The 17077-nt window shown below is 73.5% G+C and carries 18 protein-coding genes and 1 pseudogene; 4 read left to right on the top strand and 15 right to left on the bottom strand.

What is annotated here, in order from left to right:
* Positions 1 to 138 precede the first annotated feature (138 nt).
* A complete protein-coding gene (locus tag IE180_RS17280; RefSeq protein ID WP_190157770.1) occupies positions 139 to 831 on the bottom strand; it encodes a FadR/GntR family transcriptional regulator in 693 nt (230 codons plus the stop codon).
* Between the two features lie 181 nt (positions 832 to 1012).
* On the opposite strand from IE180_RS17280, the gene leuA reads away from it, so the two are divergent.
* Complete coding sequence (leuA, locus tag IE180_RS17275) at positions 1013 to 2752, top strand: 2-isopropylmalate synthase (protein ID WP_190157769.1); 1740 nt, start codon at positions 1013 to 1015, stop codon at positions 2750 to 2752.
* A gap of 55 nt (positions 2753 to 2807) precedes the next feature.
* Here the strand turns inward: leuA and IE180_RS17270 are convergent, their stop codons facing one another.
* Positions 2808 to 3188 carry a MerR family transcriptional regulator gene (locus tag IE180_RS17270; protein ID WP_190157768.1) on the bottom strand — a complete coding sequence of 127 codons (381 nt, stop codon included), beginning with the start codon at positions 3186 to 3188 and terminating at the stop codon, positions 2808 to 2810.
* A gap of 62 nt (positions 3189 to 3250) precedes the next feature.
* Between IE180_RS17270 and IE180_RS17265 the strand changes: the two genes are divergently transcribed.
* On the top strand, positions 3251 to 4477 hold the full coding sequence (locus IE180_RS17265) for an MFS transporter (RefSeq protein ID WP_190157767.1): 1227 nt from the start codon (positions 3251 to 3253) through the stop codon (positions 4475 to 4477).
* A 75-nt stretch (positions 4478 to 4552) separates the two neighbouring features.
* Here the strand turns inward: IE180_RS17265 and IE180_RS17260 are convergent, their stop codons facing one another.
* The 6 genes from IE180_RS17260 to IE180_RS17235 form a co-directional block, all read right to left on the bottom strand.
* A complete protein-coding gene (locus IE180_RS17260) occupies positions 4553 to 5380 on the bottom strand; it encodes a hypothetical protein (protein WP_190157766.1) in 828 nt (275 codons plus the stop codon).
* Positions 5380 to 6654 (bottom strand): VWA domain-containing protein, encoded by a 1275-nt coding sequence (locus tag IE180_RS17255; protein WP_190157765.1) that lies wholly within the window; start codon positions 6652 to 6654, stop codon positions 5380 to 5382. The genes IE180_RS17260 and IE180_RS17255 overlap by 1 nt, the downstream gene beginning before the upstream one ends.
* 62 nt (positions 6655 to 6716) lie before the next feature.
* Entirely contained in the window at positions 6717 to 7274 is a 558-nt protein-coding gene (locus IE180_RS17250; RefSeq protein WP_190157764.1) for a hypothetical protein, read from the bottom strand.
* Between the two features lie 112 nt (positions 7275 to 7386).
* Positions 7387 to 8112 (bottom strand): flavodoxin family protein, encoded by a 726-nt coding sequence (locus IE180_RS17245; RefSeq protein WP_190157763.1) that lies wholly within the window; start codon positions 8110 to 8112, stop codon positions 7387 to 7389.
* Between the two features lie 120 nt (positions 8113 to 8232).
* The gene (locus IE180_RS17240) at positions 8233 to 8490 is read right to left on the bottom strand and encodes a DUF6296 family protein (RefSeq protein ID WP_190157762.1); all 258 of its coding nucleotides are present in this window, start codon (positions 8488 to 8490) and stop codon (positions 8233 to 8235) included.
* A gap of 10 nt (positions 8491 to 8500) precedes the next feature.
* The gene (locus IE180_RS17235) at positions 8501 to 9388 is read right to left on the bottom strand and encodes an N-formylglutamate amidohydrolase (RefSeq protein WP_190157761.1); all 888 of its coding nucleotides are present in this window, start codon (positions 9386 to 9388) and stop codon (positions 8501 to 8503) included.
* A gap of 190 nt (positions 9389 to 9578) precedes the next feature.
* Between IE180_RS17235 and IE180_RS17230 the strand changes: the two genes are divergently transcribed.
* On the top strand, positions 9579 to 10145 hold the full coding sequence (locus IE180_RS17230; protein WP_190157760.1) for an HPP family protein: 567 nt from the start codon (positions 9579 to 9581) through the stop codon (positions 10143 to 10145).
* A 59-nt stretch (positions 10146 to 10204) separates the two neighbouring features.
* Here IE180_RS17230 and IE180_RS17225 read toward each other — a convergent pair whose 3' ends face one another.
* Positions 10205 to 10633: an ATP-binding protein gene (locus IE180_RS17225; RefSeq protein WP_190157759.1), complete on the bottom strand. Its 429-nt coding sequence runs from the start codon at positions 10631 to 10633 to the stop codon at positions 10205 to 10207.
* Positions 10634 to 10851: 218 nt separating this feature from the next.
* Here IE180_RS17225 and IE180_RS17220 point away from each other — a divergent pair.
* Positions 10852 to 11693, top strand: a pseudogene (locus IE180_RS17220) (sigma factor).
* A gap of 246 nt (positions 11694 to 11939) precedes the next feature.
* Here IE180_RS17220 and thpD read toward each other — a convergent pair.
* The 6 genes from thpD to IE180_RS17190 form a co-directional block, all read right to left on the bottom strand.
* Complete coding sequence (gene thpD, locus IE180_RS17215) at positions 11940 to 12836, bottom strand: ectoine hydroxylase (protein ID WP_190157758.1); 897 nt, start codon at positions 12834 to 12836, stop codon at positions 11940 to 11942.
* Between the two features lie 54 nt (positions 12837 to 12890).
* A complete protein-coding gene (locus IE180_RS17210) occupies positions 12891 to 13307 on the bottom strand; it encodes an ectoine synthase (protein WP_093877667.1) in 417 nt (138 codons plus the stop codon).
* Between the two features lie 37 nt (positions 13308 to 13344).
* The gene (ectB, locus tag IE180_RS17205) at positions 13345 to 14610 is read right to left on the bottom strand and encodes a diaminobutyrate--2-oxoglutarate transaminase (RefSeq protein WP_373302795.1); all 1266 of its coding nucleotides are present in this window, start codon (positions 14608 to 14610) and stop codon (positions 13345 to 13347) included.
* A gap of 109 nt (positions 14611 to 14719) precedes the next feature.
* Positions 14720 to 15250, bottom strand: coding sequence for a diaminobutyrate acetyltransferase (gene ectA, locus IE180_RS17200; protein ID WP_190157756.1), 531 nt, complete (start codon positions 15248 to 15250; stop codon positions 14720 to 14722).
* Between the two features lie 330 nt (positions 15251 to 15580).
* A complete protein-coding gene (locus IE180_RS17195) occupies positions 15581 to 16384 on the bottom strand; it encodes an endonuclease I family protein (protein ID WP_190157755.1) in 804 nt (267 codons plus the stop codon).
* Positions 16385 to 16582: 198 nt separating this feature from the next.
* A complete protein-coding gene (locus IE180_RS17190) occupies positions 16583 to 17047 on the bottom strand; it encodes an Lrp/AsnC family transcriptional regulator (RefSeq protein ID WP_190157754.1) in 465 nt (154 codons plus the stop codon).
* Positions 17048 to 17077: the final 30 nt, after the last annotated feature.

The following is a 17077-nucleotide window of genomic DNA, read 5'->3' as shown; positions in this document are numbered from 1 at the left end:
AGCGGCCGGCCGTTCTGCTCGACCGGGTCGTCCAGGACGGCGGGGCCCCGGCCGTCCCCGTCGGCCCGGCCCGATCGGCCGGCGCCCCTCGCCGGCCGTCCTCGTCGGCCCGGCCTGTTCCCGTACCGCCTCGCGGGCTCAGGGCGCCGACTGGAGCAGGGCGAGCGTGGACTCCAGTTCCTTCCGCGTCAGGCGCGCGGCCTCCTCGGGGTCGCCCGCCTCCACCGCCCGGACCACGTCGGCGTGGGCGTCCTCGCCGTGCCGCAGGTCCGTGCCCCGGAGCCCGAGCAGGTCCAGGAGTTCGATCAGGCCCTCGCGGAGCACCGGCGCGAACTCCCCGAACAGATCGGTCAGGACCGGGTTGCGGGCCGAGGCCACGATCGCCGCGTGCAGGGCGATGTCGGCGTCCACGAAGGCCGCGTCGTCGCCCTCGGCGGCCCCCCGCCGCCCCGCCAGCGCCTCCCGCATCGCCGTCACGTCCGCCTCGGTCCGGCGCAGCGCCGCGAGGCGCGCCGCCTCCACCTCGACCAGCATCCGCACCTCGTACACGTCCGTCACCGCCGCCCTGCGCAGGCGGGCCGGCCAGTCCTCCGTCGGCCGGGTCGCGGTCACGAAGACGCCCGCCCCCTGCCGGGGCTGCACGAGGCCCGCGCCCGCCAGGGCCCGCAGCGCCTCGCGGACCGTGGAGCGCCCCACGCCCAGCTCCTTGGCGAGCGTCGTCTCGCCGGGGAGTTTCGTGCCGACCGGCCAGTGGCCCCGGACGATCTGCTCGCGCAGCCGCTCGGCCGCCTGTTCGACCAGGGGGCTGGGGCGCAGGGCATCGAGCGGCATGGGGTCACCTGATTCTCTGACGGTCCGGTGTTTCTCCGCCGGTCCGGGCCGCGGGCGCGCGGTCCGGACCGTGGACGCGTCCGCCGGATCGCGGGGACGCTGCCAGGAATGTACCCGAAGTCGACGAACTTGTCTGAGGAGTACTTGTCTGAGGAGCTGAGGAGTGGGTACGGTACCCGCCATGATCCGCAACCCCCAGCGCCCCGGCCCCATGCCGTACCACCGCTACCGCCCCTTCCAGGACCGCGTCCACGTCCCCGAGTTCGACCGTCGCTGGCCCGCCGCCCGCCTGGAGCGCGCCCCGCTCTGGGTCCCCGTCGACCTCCGCGACGGCAACCAGGCGCTCGCCGAACCCATGGACACCGACCGCAAGCACCGCTTCTTCGACCTGCTCGTCCGCACCGGCTTCAAGGAGATCGAGGTCGGCTACCCCTCCGCCAGCCGCGCCGACTTCGACTTCGTCCGCCACCTCGCCGGCCTCGTCGCCTCCGGAGCCGTCCCCGACGACGTCACCCCCGTCGTCTTCACCCCGGCCCGCCCCGAACTCGTCGAACGCACCTTCGCCGCCCTCGAAGGCCTGCCCCGGGCCGTCGTCCACCTCTACATCGCGACCTCGCCCGTCTGGCGCGACACCGTCCTCGGCCGCGACCGCGCCGAGGTCCGGCACACCGTCCACGAGGCCGCCACGCTCATGGCGCGGCTCGCCGAGGCCCGCCCCGACGCCGACATCCGCTTCCAGTTCTCCCCGGAGACCTTCAACCTCACCGAACCGGACTACGTCCTGGAGCTCTGCGACGGCCTCACCGCCCTGTGGGACGCGAGTCCCGACCGGCCGGTCACCCACAACCTGCCCGCCACCGTCGAGATCTCCACCCCCAACGTCTACGCCGACCAGGTCGAGTACGCGCACCGCCACCTCGCCCGCCGCGACTCCGTGATCCTCTCCGTCCACCCCCACAACGACCGCGGCACCGGCGTCGCCTGCGCCGAACTCGCCGTCCTCGCCGGAGCCCAGCGCGTCGAGGGCTGCCTCTTCGGCAACGGCGAACGCACCGGCAACGTCGACCTGGTGACCCTCGCGCTCAACCTCTACGCCCAGGGCGTCGACCCCATGCTCGACCTCTCCGACATCGACGCCGTCCGGGACGTCGTCGAGTACTGCAACCGGCTCCCCGTCCACCCCCGGCACCCCTACGCGGGCGAGCTCGTCCACACCGCCTTCTCCGGCACCCACCAGGACGCCATCAGCAAGGGCCTCGCCCGGCACGCCAAGGACGCCGCCGAGGCCGGCATCCCGCCGGAACTCGCCCCCTGGAACGTGCCCTACCTGCCCCTCGACCCCGCCGACCTCGGACGCGGCTACGAGGCCGTCATCCGCGTCAACTCCCAGTCCGGCAAGGGCGGAGTCGCCCATCTGCTCCGCACCCACCACGGCCTCGACCTGCCGGAGCGGATGCGTCCGGACGTCTCCCGCGCCGTCCAGGCGGTGACCGACGACACGGGCCGCGAAGCCGCCCCCGACGACCTGCGCGCGATCTTCCGCACGGTCTACCTGGAGCCCGGCCGGGGCGCGGGCCCCGTCGCCCTGGAGTCCTGGAGCACCGACCGCGACGCGTCGGGCGGGCACCGCTTCCGCTGCGTCCTGCGCGTCGGCGAGCGCACCGCACCGGCGGAGGGCAGGGGCAACGGACCGCTCGCCGCCCTGACCGACGCCCTCGCGCGGGCCGAAGTCCCCGGCACCGTCGACGTGCTCGACTTCGCCGAACACGCCGTCACCACCGGCAGCGCGGGCGAGGCCGCCGCCTACGCCGAGTGCCGGGTGGGGGACCGCACCGCCTGGGGCGCGGGCCTGGACACCTCCGTCCTCACCGCCTCCGTGCAGGCCGTCCTCTCCGCCGTGAACCGGGCGTACGAGGCGTAGAGCCGACTCCTCCACCCGGCCGGGCCGCCCGTGCGCACCGCGCCGGCCGCCCGGTCTACGCCGACGGGCCCGCCGCCAACTTCTCCCGCACCACGGAGAGGTACTCCGCCACCGCGTCCCGGTTCCGCGTCAGACAGCGGATCCGGGCGGTCATCCGGTCCCGCTCGTTCTCCAGGGTCTCCAGCATCTCCGGGGTCGCGTCGGGGAAGTGGATGACCCTCGGCTTGTCCAGGCACGGGAGGATCTGTTTGATGATCCGGGTCGGCAGGCCGGCGTCGAGCAGGCCCCGGATCTGCGCCACCCGGTCCACGTCCGACTCGTCGTAGACCCGGTAGCCGTTCGGCAGCCGGTCCGCGACGATGAGACCCTGCTCCTCGTAGTACCGCAGCAGTCTGCGCGGCGTGCCGGTGCGTTCGGACAGCTCGCCGATCCGCATGGGAAGCCCCTCCAGGGAATCGCTTGACCCTCACATCGATGTGAGGGTTCGAGCATACGGACATGACCCACGACACGACAGTGGCGGCCGGTTCCGCCACCTCCGCGCCCGTACGCACCGAACCCGCCCCCGTCTCCGGCCGGTTGCCCCTCCCGGCGCTGCTCGCCCTCGCCACCGCCGTCTTCGTCACCAGCCTCACCGAGACCCTCCCGGCGGGGGTCCTGCCCGGCATGAGCGCCGACCTCGGCGTCGGCGAGGCCGCGACGGGCCAGTCGGTCACCGGCTACGCCCTCGGCACGGCCCTCACCGCCGTCCCCCTGGCCGCCCGCACCGCCGGCTGGCGCCGCAAGCGCCTGCTGCTCACCTCGACGGCCGGCTTCGCCGCCGCCAACACGGTCACGGCGGTCTCCTCCTCGTACGCCCTCACCATGGGCGCCCGGTTCCTCGCCGGGGTCGCCGCGGGCATCGCCTGGGCCCTGCTCGCCGGCTACGCCCGTCGTCTCGCCCCGGCGCACCTCCAGGGCCGCGCGGTCGCCGTCGCGATGACCGGCATCCCGCTCGCGCTCTCCCTCGGCGTCCCGGCCGGCAGCTTCCTCGGCGAGGCCGTCGGCTGGCGCGTCGCCTTCACCGCCATGACCGTGATCGCCGTCGTGCTCCTCGGCTGGATCGCCCTCGCCGTCCCCGACCTGCCGGGCGAACCGCGCGGCGGGCGCGCCCCGGTCGCCCGCACCCTGAAGACCCCGGGCGTCCTCCCCGTCCTCGCCGTGACCGTCGCCCTCGTCCTGGCCCACACGGTCCTCTACACCTACGTCGCGGCCTATCTCGACCACCTCGGCCTCGCCGGCTCCACCGGCCTCGTCCTGCTGGTCTTCGGCGCCGCCTCGCTCGCCGGGATCTGGTTCACGGGCCGTCGCATCGACCACGGGTTTCGGTCCCTGACCCTCGCCGGAACGATCCTCTTCGCCGTCGCCGCGGCGGCGTTCGCCGTCCCCGCCGCGAGCACCGCCCTGGTCCTGGTGGCCGCAGCGCTCTGGGGCCTCGGCTGGGGCGGCGCGCCCACCCTCCTGCAGACGGCCGTCGCGGAGGCGGGCGGTGACGACGCCGACACCGCCCAGACGATGCTGGTCAGCCTCTGGAACGCGGCCATGGCGGCGGGCGGCGTCGCGGGCGGCCTCCTCCTCGGCGGGCTCGGCGCCGGAGCCCTGCCCTGGAGCGTCCTGGCGCTGCTCGTCCCGGTGATCGCCGTGGTGACCGGAGCCCGCGCCCACGGCTTCCCGGCCCGCGGATGACCGGCCGCTGTCCCGCCGCGCGCACGGAGGCCCTCCACCGCGAACGGTGGAGGGCCTCCGTGCGTCACGCGCCGGTCAGACGGCCGGCGGCACCCGGGACGGGCGGCCCGTGCCGCGCGTCAGGACGTAGCCGCCGATGCCCGCGAGCGCGGCCAGGACGCCGCCCGCGAGGGTCCAGATCCAGCGGTCGGACCACCAGCCGGAGGACCAGCCGTCCTCCGGGGCCGCCGCCTCGACGGCGGTGGTCCGGCCGGCGTCCTCGTCCGCCTTCGCCCGGTCGGCGGTGGTCGCCCCCGGGACGAGCGGCGCGGCGAGGGAACCGTCCGTGGCGTAAGCGCCGCCCTCGTCGAGGACGTCGGTCCCGATCCGCGCGGTGAACGGCTGGCCCAGGTCCTCGTCCGGGCCGCCGGCGACGGTCAGCCGGACGTAGTAGCTGCCGGGCAGCGGGTCGTTCGCCCAGGCGTCGGCCGAGGCCCGGACCGGGCGCAGCACACAGGCCAGCTCCACGGTCGCGGCCTCCTTCGCCGCGGTACGGGACTGCATCCCGTACATGCACGGCTGACGCCGCCGCAGCCCGTCGTACACGTCGATCCGCCAGGTGGCGGGCCCGTGCCGCAGCGCCGCGTCGGGCAGCGTGACCGTGGCCCTCACGGTCGGCCGCTCCCCGGTGTCCGCGGGGAACACCCAGTACAGGTAGTCACCCGTGGCGGCCTGCGCCGTGGCCTGCTGCCCCGGGAGGAACCGGGCGGCGGTGCGGAAGGTAGTGCCGGCCTCGGTGGGGCCGGCCTCCTCGGAGGAGGACGCCGAGGGGCCGGGCGAGTCGGCGAGGGCGGCCGGGGCCACGGGGCCGAGCAGGGCGGCGCCCGCGAGCGCGGCCGTGGCGAGCATGCGTACGGTACGCATCAGTTGGTCCTCCAGACAGCGAAGCGCCAGCGGGACAGCCAGCCCCAGAGCAGACCGGCCAGGAAGCCGGCGAGCACCAGCGCGCCGAGCAGCCACCAGCCGCGGCCGAGGCCGAACGAGGCGACGTCCGACGCGCTCGACGGGCCGTCGACGACGTCCACCGTCAGCTCGACCGGCATGCCCGGCGTCGTCTTGACCGACGGGGGAGCGGAGAAGGAGTTGCTGACCTGGAGGCAGACCGTCTCGGCGGCGGGTTTGGCGTCCCCGGGACCGTCGTCGGCCTCCGGCTTCGGGTAGCGCAGCCCGGTCGAGATCACGTCCGTGCGCCCGTCGCCCGCCTCGGAGCCGCGGACGATCTCCCGGCCGTGGAGCGTGACGGCGCGCAGCAGCACCCCGTAGTCGTTGTTGACGGCCCGGTCGGCCGACACGCTGACGGAGGCGCGCAGTTCCTGGCCGGGCAGCAGGTCCACCCGGTACCAGCGGTGCTCGCCGAAGGACTCGCGGTCCGTGTAGAGACCGGGCTTCAGCTGCGGCGCCTTGTCGCACCGCACCGCGCCCTGCGTGGCCACGGGGGTGACGACCGGGTCGGCCGAGCGGTCGACCAACTGCTTGACGCGGCGGGAGAGTTCCTCGGTGCGGTGGACCGAGGTGTACGTGCCCCCGGTCGCCTCCGCGATGCAGGTGAGCTGCTGCCGGGTCTTGGCGTCCGGCACCAGGCCCAGGGTGTCGATGACGAGGTGGATGCCCTTCGCGGCGATCTCGCGCGCCACCTGGCACGGGTCGAGCGGGGCGCAGGTGTCCTCGCCGTCCGTGATGAGCACGATCCGCTTGGTCGCCCCGTCCTCGCCGAGGTCGTCGGCCGCGCCGAGCAGCGCCGGACCGATCGGGGTCCAGCCGGTCGGGGCCAGGGTGGCCACGGCGGTCTTGGCCTCGGTGCGGTCGAGCGGGCCCACCGGGTAGAGCTGCCGGGTGTCCTTGCAGCCCCGCTTGCGGTCCTGGCCCGGATAGTCGGCGCCGAGCGTGCGGATGCCGAGCCGCACCTCCTCGGGCACCGCGTCGAGGACCTCGTTGAAGGCCTGCTTCGCGGCGGCCATGCGGGACTTGCCGTCGATGTCCTTGGCCCGCATGGAGCCGCTGACGTCGAGGACCAGCTCGACCTTGGGGGATTCCTTCGCCACCGGCTCGTCGGCGGCCGCGTTCGTCGGCAGGAGCGCGGCGCTCAGGGCGGCGAGCAGCGCGCAGGCCCCGGTCGCCAGCCGTTTTCTCGTGATCATCGCCGGATCGTATTGACGATCGTCCGACAAACCAAAACCGGGGTGGGGTCGATGACCCCGGCTCACGTCCCCTGGCTGTTGAGGAAGCCGATGAGGCAGGCGCCCCACCAGCCGGTCTGACTGATGGTCGCGGCGAGGCCCGAGAGGACGAGCAGCCGACGGGGGACGGTGCCGGCGCGGTGGCCCTCCAGGAGCTGGCCGATCCGGTGCGCCCACAGGCCGTTGAGGGTGACGGCGACGACGAGGCCCAACTTGACCAGGGTCAGCGGGGAGTGGAGGTCGGGGCGGAGGAAGAGGCCGGAGACGACGAGCCCGCCGAGCCCGGCCCAGATCGGCGCCTGGAGGGCGACGGCCGTGTCGAGGACGGCGGCCAGCGGCCGCTTCCGGGTCAGCCAGAGCACGGCGAGCCAGTCGACGGCGAGCACCGAACCGAGCCCGACGACGAGGAAGGCGACGTGGAAGAAGCGGGCCACCGTCAGCAGGGGAGCGTCCGCGTGGACGTGTCCGGCGGTCCAGCAGGCCGCCGCGATGCCGGCGGTGGCGACGAGCCCGAGGGCGGTGAGGAGCCAGGAGGGGGTGAGCTCCTGCGCGGGTCTGAGCTCCTGCGCGGTTCTGGACATGCGGTGGTCTTCCGGACGTGAGGACGGCATAACTTAGGTAAGGCGAAGCTAAGTGTCGCTTGTGTGCACGTCAAGTGCGTGCGGTGTACGTCCCGGCCCCCGGAAGGGCCGGTCAGCGGTGTTCCGGATTGGGGAACCCGGGCTTGCACCCGGCGTCCCAGGCCGAGCGCTGGTTCCCGTGGGCCGGGACGCCGCCGGACCGCTTCAGGAGACCCGCCAGATGCATCAGGTTCCAGGCCATGAAGGTCGTGTTCCGGTTGGTGAAGTCGTTCTCCGGACCGCCCGAGCCCGGATCCAGGTACGAGGGCCCCGGGCCGGCCTCGCCGATCCAGCCCGCGTCCGCCTGCGGCGGCACCGTGTACCCCAGGTGCTGGAGGCTGTAGAGGACGTTCATCGCGCAGTGCTTCACCCCGTCCTCGTTGCCCGTGATCAGGCAGCCCCCGGCGCGGCCGTAGTACGCGTACTGCCCGGCGTCGTTCAGCAGGCTCGAACAGGCGTAGAGCCGCTCGATCACCCGCTTCATCACGGAGCTGTTGTCGCCGAGCCAGATCGGCCCGCACAGCACCAGGATGTCGGCCGCCATCACCCGCCCGTACAGCTCGGGCCAGGCGTCCGACGCCCACCCGTGCTCCGTCATGTCGGGCCACACCCCGGTCGCGATGTCCAGGTCCACCGGCCGCACCAGCGAGGTCGTCACGCCCTGGGCCTCCATCACCGACCGGCTGCGCTCGATCAGCCCCTCCGTGTTGCTGACCTCGGGGGAGCGCTTGAGCGTGCAGTTGAGGTACAGCGCGCTGAGGTCGTCGTACCGGTACGGGGGTGCTGCGGGCGCGGTCATCGGCGGGGTCTCCTCGCTCCGGGGGCGGCCCCGGCCCGGGGCCCGTCCCCAGCCTGCGCACCGGACGGGCCCCGGGCCAGTCCGGTGCGACCGAACGCATGAGGGGGCGGGCGCGTGGCCTCAGGCGGCCGCGGAGGACGGATCCTCCGGATCGGGCAGGGCGCGGGCCCGGACCTGCCGGGAGATCTGCTGATGTGCCCCGGTCGCGAGGATGCGCACCTCGTTCCGGTCGCTGATCTCGGCCCGGATGATGCCGGTGGGGTCGGCGTAGACCGGATGGCCGCCGGACCCCGTGAGCGGCGTGCGCTCCACGACCACGACGTCCTCCGCCGTCCCCGTGTCGTCGGAGAACACCAGCTCGTATCGGAGTGGGTTCATCTGTCCGATTTTACGCTTTTCGGGCACGTCCACCCGTCGGGGTCACCGCGTCGACCAGGGCGGCCAGGGCCGTCCCGAGGGCCTCGACCCCCGGTCCCGCGGGCCCGCCCGGCTCGCTCATGTACAGATCGCGGCGGATCTCGACCATCAGGGCGCTCACCCGCGGATCCCGGCCGTAGTGCTCCAACGGCACGTACGTCCCGGCGAACGGGCTGTCCGTCCCGACGCCCCCGAACCCGCCGAACGCCTCCCGCGCCGCGTCGAGCAGCGCGGGCGGCGTGTGGAAGGCGTCCGTCCCGAGACAGACCGGCGGGCGCGGGCCGTCGCCGTGCAGCTCGTACGGCAGCCGTTCGGTCGGGTACGAGTGGACGTCGACGATCACCACCCGGCCCGCCACGGCCAGGCGCTCCGCCACGGCCTCCGTCACGGCCCGGGCGTACGGGACGAAGTACCGGTCGAGCAGCGGCGCCGCGTCGAACCCGGCCGGCCGCAGCGCCGCGCGGTGGGTGGTCCGGGTGTAGACCGCGCCCATCCCGACGGCCAGCATCTCCTCGCGTTCGTCCGGGAAGCGCTCCGGGTCGACGACGAGCCGCGAGAGCCCGTTGACGAACCGCCAGGGCGTCGTGCCGGCCGCCGCCGCGGCCACGGCGGCGATCTCCGCCGTGTGGGAGTCCGTGATGTGGTCCAGCTCGCGGTCCAGATCCCCGTCGCCGAGGAGGATCCCGGCGCGCACCTCCGCGGGCACCTCGCGGGAGGAGTGCGGCACGTGGAGGAGGACGGGGGAGTCCGCGGCCCCGGGGAGAAGCCGGAAGGAGGGCGCGGCGGAGGCGGGCGGGGCGGAGGCGGGCGGGGCGGAGGCGGGCGTGGCGCGGGACGTGGCGGAGGGAGTGTCGGTCATGAGGAGATCCTGCCTCCGACCCCGCCCGCGCCGCGGCGAAACCGCTGGTTAGAGTGGTGCGAGGCCACGCCGCCGCACCAGGCAGGGCGTGAGACCGGGCCGACTGTCGACCACAGGGACCCGTAACGACCGCCCCACCCCGTCCCCGACCGCCCGGCCACGGCCGCCTGTCCCGGAAACCTCGCATCCCATGAGCACCGACGCCGCCCCGCGTCCCGACACCGCCCCCGAACCGACCGCCGCCCCCCGGGAACCGCGCCTGCCGTGGATCGCGGGCCGGGCGCCGGCCCGGCCCGCGCCCGGCGCCGCCTTCCACAGCGTCAGCGCCGCCACCGCCGCCCTCCTCGGCCTCGTCGCCATCGGCGCCCTCATCCACGAGCCCGTGCTGATACCCCCGCTGGCCGCCAGCGCCGCGCTCGTCCACTGCGCCCCCGCGCTGCCCCTGGCCCAGCCCCGCAGCGTGATCGTCGGCCACCTCCTCGGCGCCGCCGCCGGATACGCCGTGGCGGCCGTCGCCGCGCACGGCAGCGCCTGGGCCGCCGCCCTCGCCGCCGGAGTCACCCTGGCGCTGACCACGCTGGCCCGCACCCCGCACTCGCCGGCCTGTGCGACCTCCGTCGTCATCGTGCTCCAGGCCCCCGCCCCCGGCCGCTTCGTCCCCCTGCTCCTCGGCGCCACCGTCCTGCTGGTGCTGACCGCCTTCGCCGCCTCCCGCATCCGTCGCGCGGCACCGCGCTACCCCGCCTACTGGTGGTGAGCCCAGGGGGTGCGGTCGGGCGAATCGATCCTGCCCCGCGGCCGCCCGGGCGTCCGGCCTCAGCGGTCGACCGTCACCGCCGCGTGGACGGTCTTGCCGTCCGGCCGCGTGTCCACCGACACCTCGCGGCACAGCCGCAGCACGATCGGCCAGCCGAAGCCACCGGGCCGCAGCTCCCCGCGGGGCTCGTGGCGCGGCGGATCCCCGCTGGCGTCGGCCACGGAGACGGTCACCCGGTCACCACCGACGGCGATCCCGAACGAGGTCAGGCCGCCCGCGTGGCGGTGGGCGTTCGTGACCAGTTCCGAGGTGACGAGCAGCAGGTCGTCGACCTGGGAGTGCCGCAGCGGGCCGAGGGCCGCGAGCGTGCGGCTGACCAGTCGCCGGGCCTGCGCCGGGGTGAGGAGCAGTGAGGGTCCGGCCCTCCCGGCGGAGGCCGGAGAGGCCCCGGCGGTCGTACGGGACCGGGTTGCGCTCCGGCTGTTCATCCCGGGTCCCTCCTTTCTGATGTGTCGAAGGCTGATGGGGATCGCCTGCCCGGACATGTCGGTCTGATACCTTTCCGCCCGTTTCCGGAGCGGTTCGTTCGGCTGAGGGGTGGGCCCGCGCGGAGGGGGTACGCGGGCGGGCCGCCGAACGGGCACATCGGGAGAAAGCGTCCCCGTGTGGGCCGAGGGGGCCGGGGCGACGACGTACGGGACGAGCGGTGCGACGTACGGGACGAGCGGTGCGAGGGGGCCTTCCCGTTCTGGAGGTGCCCCACGCGGTGGCTCCCCGGGCCGCGCGCACCCTGTCGCGGGCGTTCTTCCGCGAACTCGCGGAACGGGAGGAGGAAACGGCCGGGCACCAGTACGCCCGGAACACCCTGATCGAGAGGAACACGCCCCTCGTGCGCCACGCGGCGGGCCGCCTCCGCGCACGGATCGAGGAGCGGGAGGACATCGTCCAGGTCGGCTTGATCGGTCCGATCAAGGCGATCGACCGCTTCGACCTGTCCCGCGAGGTGGGGGTCACCACCTTCGCCCCGCCCTGCACCGGGGGCGAGACCGAGCGGTTCTTCCGCGACACCGTCTGGGCGGTCCACGTTCCGCGCCGGCTCCAGGAGGCGCGGGGAACTGGCGCGGGCGACCGACGGGCTGAGCCCGCGGCTCGGCCGCGCGCCCCGGGTCTCGGAGCCGGCGCCCGTCACGGGGCTGTCCGGGACGCAGGTGATTCGAGGCCCAGCCGGCCTCGAACGGCTACCGGTCGACGTCCCTGGACGCGGCGGTCGGCAGCGGTGACGACGAGGACGACGACGCGGCCCTCGCCGACCTCCTCGGCGAGGAGGTCGGCGAGGGCCGCGTCGAGGACTTCCACGCCCTCGCCCCGCTGGTGGAGACCCTCGGCGAGCGCGGCCGGCTGCTGCCGCACCCGCGGGGCGTCGAGGAGCCGGCCCGGACGCAGACATGCGAGTGTCCGGGCGCGTCCCGGACGCGCGTCTCGCGCCTCCTGGCCCGGAGCCCGGGGCGGCTGCGGAAGGGCATGGCCGGGACGACGGCCGGCGGCTGACCGGGGGCACGCCCGGTGGACCGGAGCGTGCCCCCGGTCAGCCGCCGGCCGTCGGACTCACCGGGCCGGACCGGGGAACGCGCGTGCGTGGGCGACCGCAGGAGCTCCTCCGCGACCAGTTCCGGATCGAGCGCGGAGATCGAGCGCGGACGTCACCTCGTCGCGGTTCGAGCGGCCGTCAGGGCGAGACCGCGAGGAGCGACGCTCCGGTGGGGAAGCGGCGGCGGCCGGGCGGCACGGAGCCGCTCACGCCCGCTCTTCCGGGCGGGCGGCGATGAAGGAGGGGCGCCGGACCGGGGCGGCGAAGGGCATCTCGGGCATGTTCTCGACGCTGTTGAAGACGAGGAACACATTGCTCCGGGGGTACGGGGTGATGTTGTCGCCCGAGCCGTGCAGGGCGTTGCAGTCGAACCAGGTGGCCGATCCCGCCGGGCCCGTGAAGTGCCGGATGCCGCAGGCGTCGGCGAAGGTGGTGAGCGCCTCGTGGGACGGCGTCCCGGCGTCCTGCATCCGCAGCGACTGCTTGTAGTTGTCCTTGGGCGTCTCGCCGGCGCAGCCGAGGAAGGTGCGGTGCGAGCCCGGCATGATCATCAGGCTGCCGTTGGTGGTGTGGTTCGGGGTGAGCGCGATCGAGACCGAGACGGTCCGCATCCGGGGCAGCCCGTCCTCGGCGTGCCAGGTCTCGAAGTCGGAGTGCCAGTAGAAGCCGCTGGCACCGAAGCCGGGCTTGACGTTGACCCGCGACTGGTGGACGTACACGTCGGAGCCGAGGATCTGGCGGGCCCGCCCCACGATCCGGGGGTCCTCGGCCAGCCTGCGGAAGACCTCGCTGATCCGGTGCACCTCGAAGACGGAGCGGATCTCCTGGGAGCGGGGCTCGACGATCGCCCGCTCGTCGGCCCGGACGGAGGGGTCGGCGACGAGCCGGTCCAGCTCGGCGCGGAGCTCGTCGACCTCGTCCGGGGTGACGAGCTCCTCCACCGTGACGAAGCCGTCGCGGTCGTACTCCTCCAGCTCCCGGGCCCAGAAGGGGCCGGGCGTGCCGGGCTCGGACCACACGACGGGGTCCTTGCGGCCGATGAGCTCCTCCCGGGAGCCGCGGGTGGGGTAGAGGTCGACGGGGCGGGTGGGTGCGGAGGTCATGGGGCGGGGCGCTTCCTTTCGCGTACGGGGTGGTCGGCGGGGTACGGGCGGACCTCAGGCCTGGCCGTGGTCGGGTTCCGGTTCGGTGAGGAGCGGGTAGACGCCGTTCTCGTCGTGGTCCTCGCGCCCGGTGACGGGCGGGTTGAAGACGCACAGGCAGCGGAAGTCCTGCTTGACCTTGAGGGTGTGGCGCTCGTGCCCGTCGAGCAGGTACATCGTTCCGGGCAGGATCGTGTACGTGCGCCCGGTCTCGTGGTCGGTGAGCTCGGCCTCGCCGGCGGTGCAGACGACGGCCTCGACGTGGTGGGCGTACCACATGGAGGTCTCGGTGCCCGCGTACAGCACGGTCTCGTGGAGGGAGAAGCCGACCCGCTCGCGGGCCAGCACGATCCGCTTGCTCTCCCAGGTCCCGGACGCGGCCCGGACGTGCCGCTCGGTGTTCTCCAGCTCGTCGAAGGTACGGACGATCATGGGCGATGGCCTTTCGGGTGGATCTGTGGGTGCGGTCTCAGGCGCAGTGGCGCACGGAGCGGGCCAGCATGCCGAGGCCCTCGTCGAGTTCGTCGTCCGTCGCGGTCAGCGGCGGCAGCAGCTTGACCACCTCGCCGCGCGGCCCCGAGGTCTCCAGGAGCAGGCCGATCTCGAAGGCCCGCCGGCACACGGCCGCGGCGCGCTCCCCGTCGGCGAACTCCAGGCCCCACACGAGGCCGCGCCCGCGTGCGGCCAGGCCCGCGCGGCCGTCGTCGCCGCACAGGTCGAGCAGGGCGCGTTCGACCCGGTCGGCCCGGCTCAGGGTGCGCTCGCGCAGGGCGCCGTCGCGCCAGTAGGCGTCGAGGGCGGCGGTGGCGGTGACGAAGGCGGGGTTGTTGCCGCGGAAGGTGCCGTTGTGCTCGCCGGGCTCCCACAGGTCGAGTTCCGGCCGGAAGAGGCAGAGGGACATGGGGAGGCCGTAGCCGCTGATGGACTTGGACAGGGTGACGATGTCGGGCGTGATGCCCGCCTCCTCGAAGGAGAAGAAGTCGCCGGTGCGTCCGCAGCCCATCTGGATGTCGTCGACGATGAGGAGCATCTCGTGCCGGCGGCAGAGCTCCGCCAGCGCGCGCAGCCATTCGGCCCGTGCGACGTTGATGCCGCCCTCGCCCTGGACGGTCTCGACGATCACGGCGGCGGGGTGGTCGAGGCCGGAGCCGGCGTCGTCCAGGAGCCGCTCGAACCAGAGGAAGTCGGTGAGCTGGCCGTCGAGGTAGTCGTCGAAGGGCATCCGGGCGGCGTGGTGCAGCGGGACGCCCGCTCCGGCGCGCTTGGCGGCGTTGCCGGTGACGGCCAGCGAGCCGAGCGACATGCCGTGGAAGGCGTTGGTGAAGGAGACGACCGTCTGGCGTCCCGTGACCTTGCGGGCGAGTTTGAGGGCGGCCTCCACGGCGTTGGTGCCGGTGGGGCCGGGGAACATCACCTTGTAGGGCAGGGCGCGGGGTTCGAGGACCGTCGAGCGGAAGGTCTCCAGGAAGGTGCGTTTGGCGGTCGTCGACATGTCGAGGCCGTGGGTGATGCCGTCGTCGGCGAGGTAGTCGAGGAGGGCGCGCTTGAGCACCGGGTTGTTGTGGCCGTAGTTGAGCGAGCCCGCCCCGGCGAAGAAGTCGAGGTACGGACGGCCGTCCTCGTCGTACAGCCGGCTCCCGCTGGCGCGTTCGAAGACGACGGGCCAGGCACGGCAGTAGCTGCGGACCTCCGATTCGACGGTCTCGAAGACGGAGGGGGCGGCGATGTCGGTCAGGGTCACGGAGTCTCTTCTCCAGGGTGTGATGCGGGGGAGTGGTGCGGAGCCGGCTCAGGGCGCCGGAGCCGGCCCGGGAGGCCGGGGCGGCCGGGGGCGCCGGGGCGGCTCAGGACGTCGGGGGCGCGAGGGGGCCGATGCGGTAGAGCACCTCGGCCTCGTGCCCCGCCACGGGGAAGGAGGCGGACGGGAAGAGGACCTCGCGGGTCAGGTCCGCCCCGTGCCTGCGGGCGTAGGACCGGAAGAGCCGGTCGGACGCCAGGTTTCCCGGTGTGACGGTCGCCTCCAGCCGGTCGAGTCCGTGCTCGGCCGCCACTCGGGCGGACAGAGCGTCGAGCAGGAGCCCGGCTACCCCGCTTCCGCGGTGCGAACCCTCCACGGCGACCTGCCAGACGAAGAGCGTGCCGGGCGCTTCGGGACGCAGGTAGCCGGTGACGAAGCCGACGGGTCGTCCGGAGGCGTCACGGGCGACGGCGGACGTGTCGGCGAAGTCGCGGCACCACAGCAGGTAGCTGTACGGCGAGTTGAGGTCGAGTTCTCCCGAGCCGCGGGCGATCCGCCAGAGTTCGGCGCCGTCCGTGATCTCGGCGGGGCCGACGGAGAGGCCGCCGACCAGGGGTGACAGGGGGGCAGTGGTCATGGGCGCCGAAGCTACCGAGCGGCCCGCGGAACTTCCTGGGTCGAAGGGCTTGTTCGGTGCGGTGGTGGCGTGATAGGTGCGCCGACGGCCTCCGTGCCGGGAATCACCTCCCAGGCGCATGGCAAATTCGATCAGAAGTGGTCAAAGTGACCGTTTATAACGGCTAGGTAACGCATTTGGGTTGTCGGAGTCGCTCTTTCAAAAACGTGAGACGATCCGCGATTTCGCGTTTGGGGGCCACGGAAGCGGTCATGCGTAGGGGTCGGCATGGGGGAGCCGGGCCGGACGCGACGCGTCCGGCCCGGCTCCGTCACGTCCGCGGCGCTCGGGCTACCAGATCGCCTCGATCCACTCCGGGTGGTCGATGAACGGGTTCCGGTTGTGCTGGTAGCTGGTGTAGATGACGTCGTTGCGGCGCTCCTCGAAGGCGCTCGGCGGGTCCTGCTCGTTCCACTGCTTCAGGACCGAGAGGCGACCGTGGAAGGGGACGCTGCCGTTCGTGGAGGACTCGTTGGGCTCCAGGTCCGGCCAGCCGTCGTCGCCCTCGTAGCGCACGGCCATGTAGAGGATCATGCGGGCCACGTCGCCCTTGTCCGCGTCGCGCGGCTCGAAGGAGTCGCCGTCCGTGTAGCTGCCGGGCGCGCCGCTGACCGCGCTGCCGCCGTTGTCCCAGTCCTTGTTGCCGCGGGTGCTGTTGACCTGCACGTCGCAGGCGCGCAGGTGGTGCAGGTCGGTGCCGGGGCCGGCCGAGGTGCCGAAGTTCCCGTGGGACTGGGCCCAGGTGTGCTCGCGGTTCCAGTCGCCCACGGAGCCCCCGTTGAGGGACTTGCTGCGCGAGACGCCGCTGTAGAGCAGGATCACGTTGCCGGTGTTGTTCGGGTCCTGGTCGGTCGTCTTCAGCGCGTTCCAGACGGCGTCGTACGAGATCTTGCTCTGGCTGCTGATGATGGTGTGCAGCGAGGACTTGAGGCTCGTGCCGGTCTTGCCGATCGCGTTCTTGTAGTACGTGGTGTCGTACGCGGTGGTCGTGGCGCTCGCGGGAGTCGCGGTGACCGCGGGGAGCGTGACGCCGACGAGGGTGGCGGCGACGGCGGTCGCCCACACCTTCCATCTGCCGGTCCGCACAACGGACATGGGGGGCCCTTTCCCGGGGACGGCACGCGCGGGACGACGGACGGCGGCTCGACGCCGCCGTTGTCTACGCGTGTTGACTTCGTGTCACCGGGAGAGTGGCACACGTCAGGTACCTGTCATGTAACGGGGAGGAGGCTGTTCCGTGACGTTCTCGCATATGGCGCAACCGCGCGCGCCCCCGGGGGAGTCGCGGGGGCCTCAGGAGCCCCGCACGTCCACCGGCATCCCCTTCGGCTCCTTGATCCGCTTCATGATGATCTGGGAGTTGACCTCGGTGACGCCGGCCAGCGTCGTCAGCCGCTCGATCCACAGCCGCTCGTACGCCGCGAGGTCCGCCACCGCGATCCGCAGCAGACAGCCGGGGCTCCCGAACAGCCGGTACGCCTCGATCACGTCCGGCACCTCCTGGAGCGCCTCCTCGAAGGCCTCCACCGTCTTCCGGTCCCGCTTCACCTCCACCGAGACGAGGACCTCGAAGCCGCGCCCCACCGCCTCCGGGTCGATGACCGCCCGGTACCCCTGGATCACCCCGTCCTGCTCCAGCTGGCGCACCCGCCGCAGACAGGGGGAGGGGCTGAGCCCGACCCGCTGGGCCAGCTCCTGGTTGCTCAGTCGGCCGTCGTTCTGGAGCTCGCGCAAGATGTGGAGATCGATTCGGTCCATGGCGCAATTATCCACCACAAAGAAACAGAA

This window comes from Streptomyces litmocidini (assembly GCF_014649755.1).
Lineage (GTDB): Bacteria > Actinomycetota > Actinomycetes > Streptomycetales > Streptomycetaceae > Streptomyces > Streptomyces litmocidini.
The sequence above is the reverse complement of the archived record's forward strand: the minus strand, read 5'-3'. Positions and strand labels throughout refer to the sequence as shown.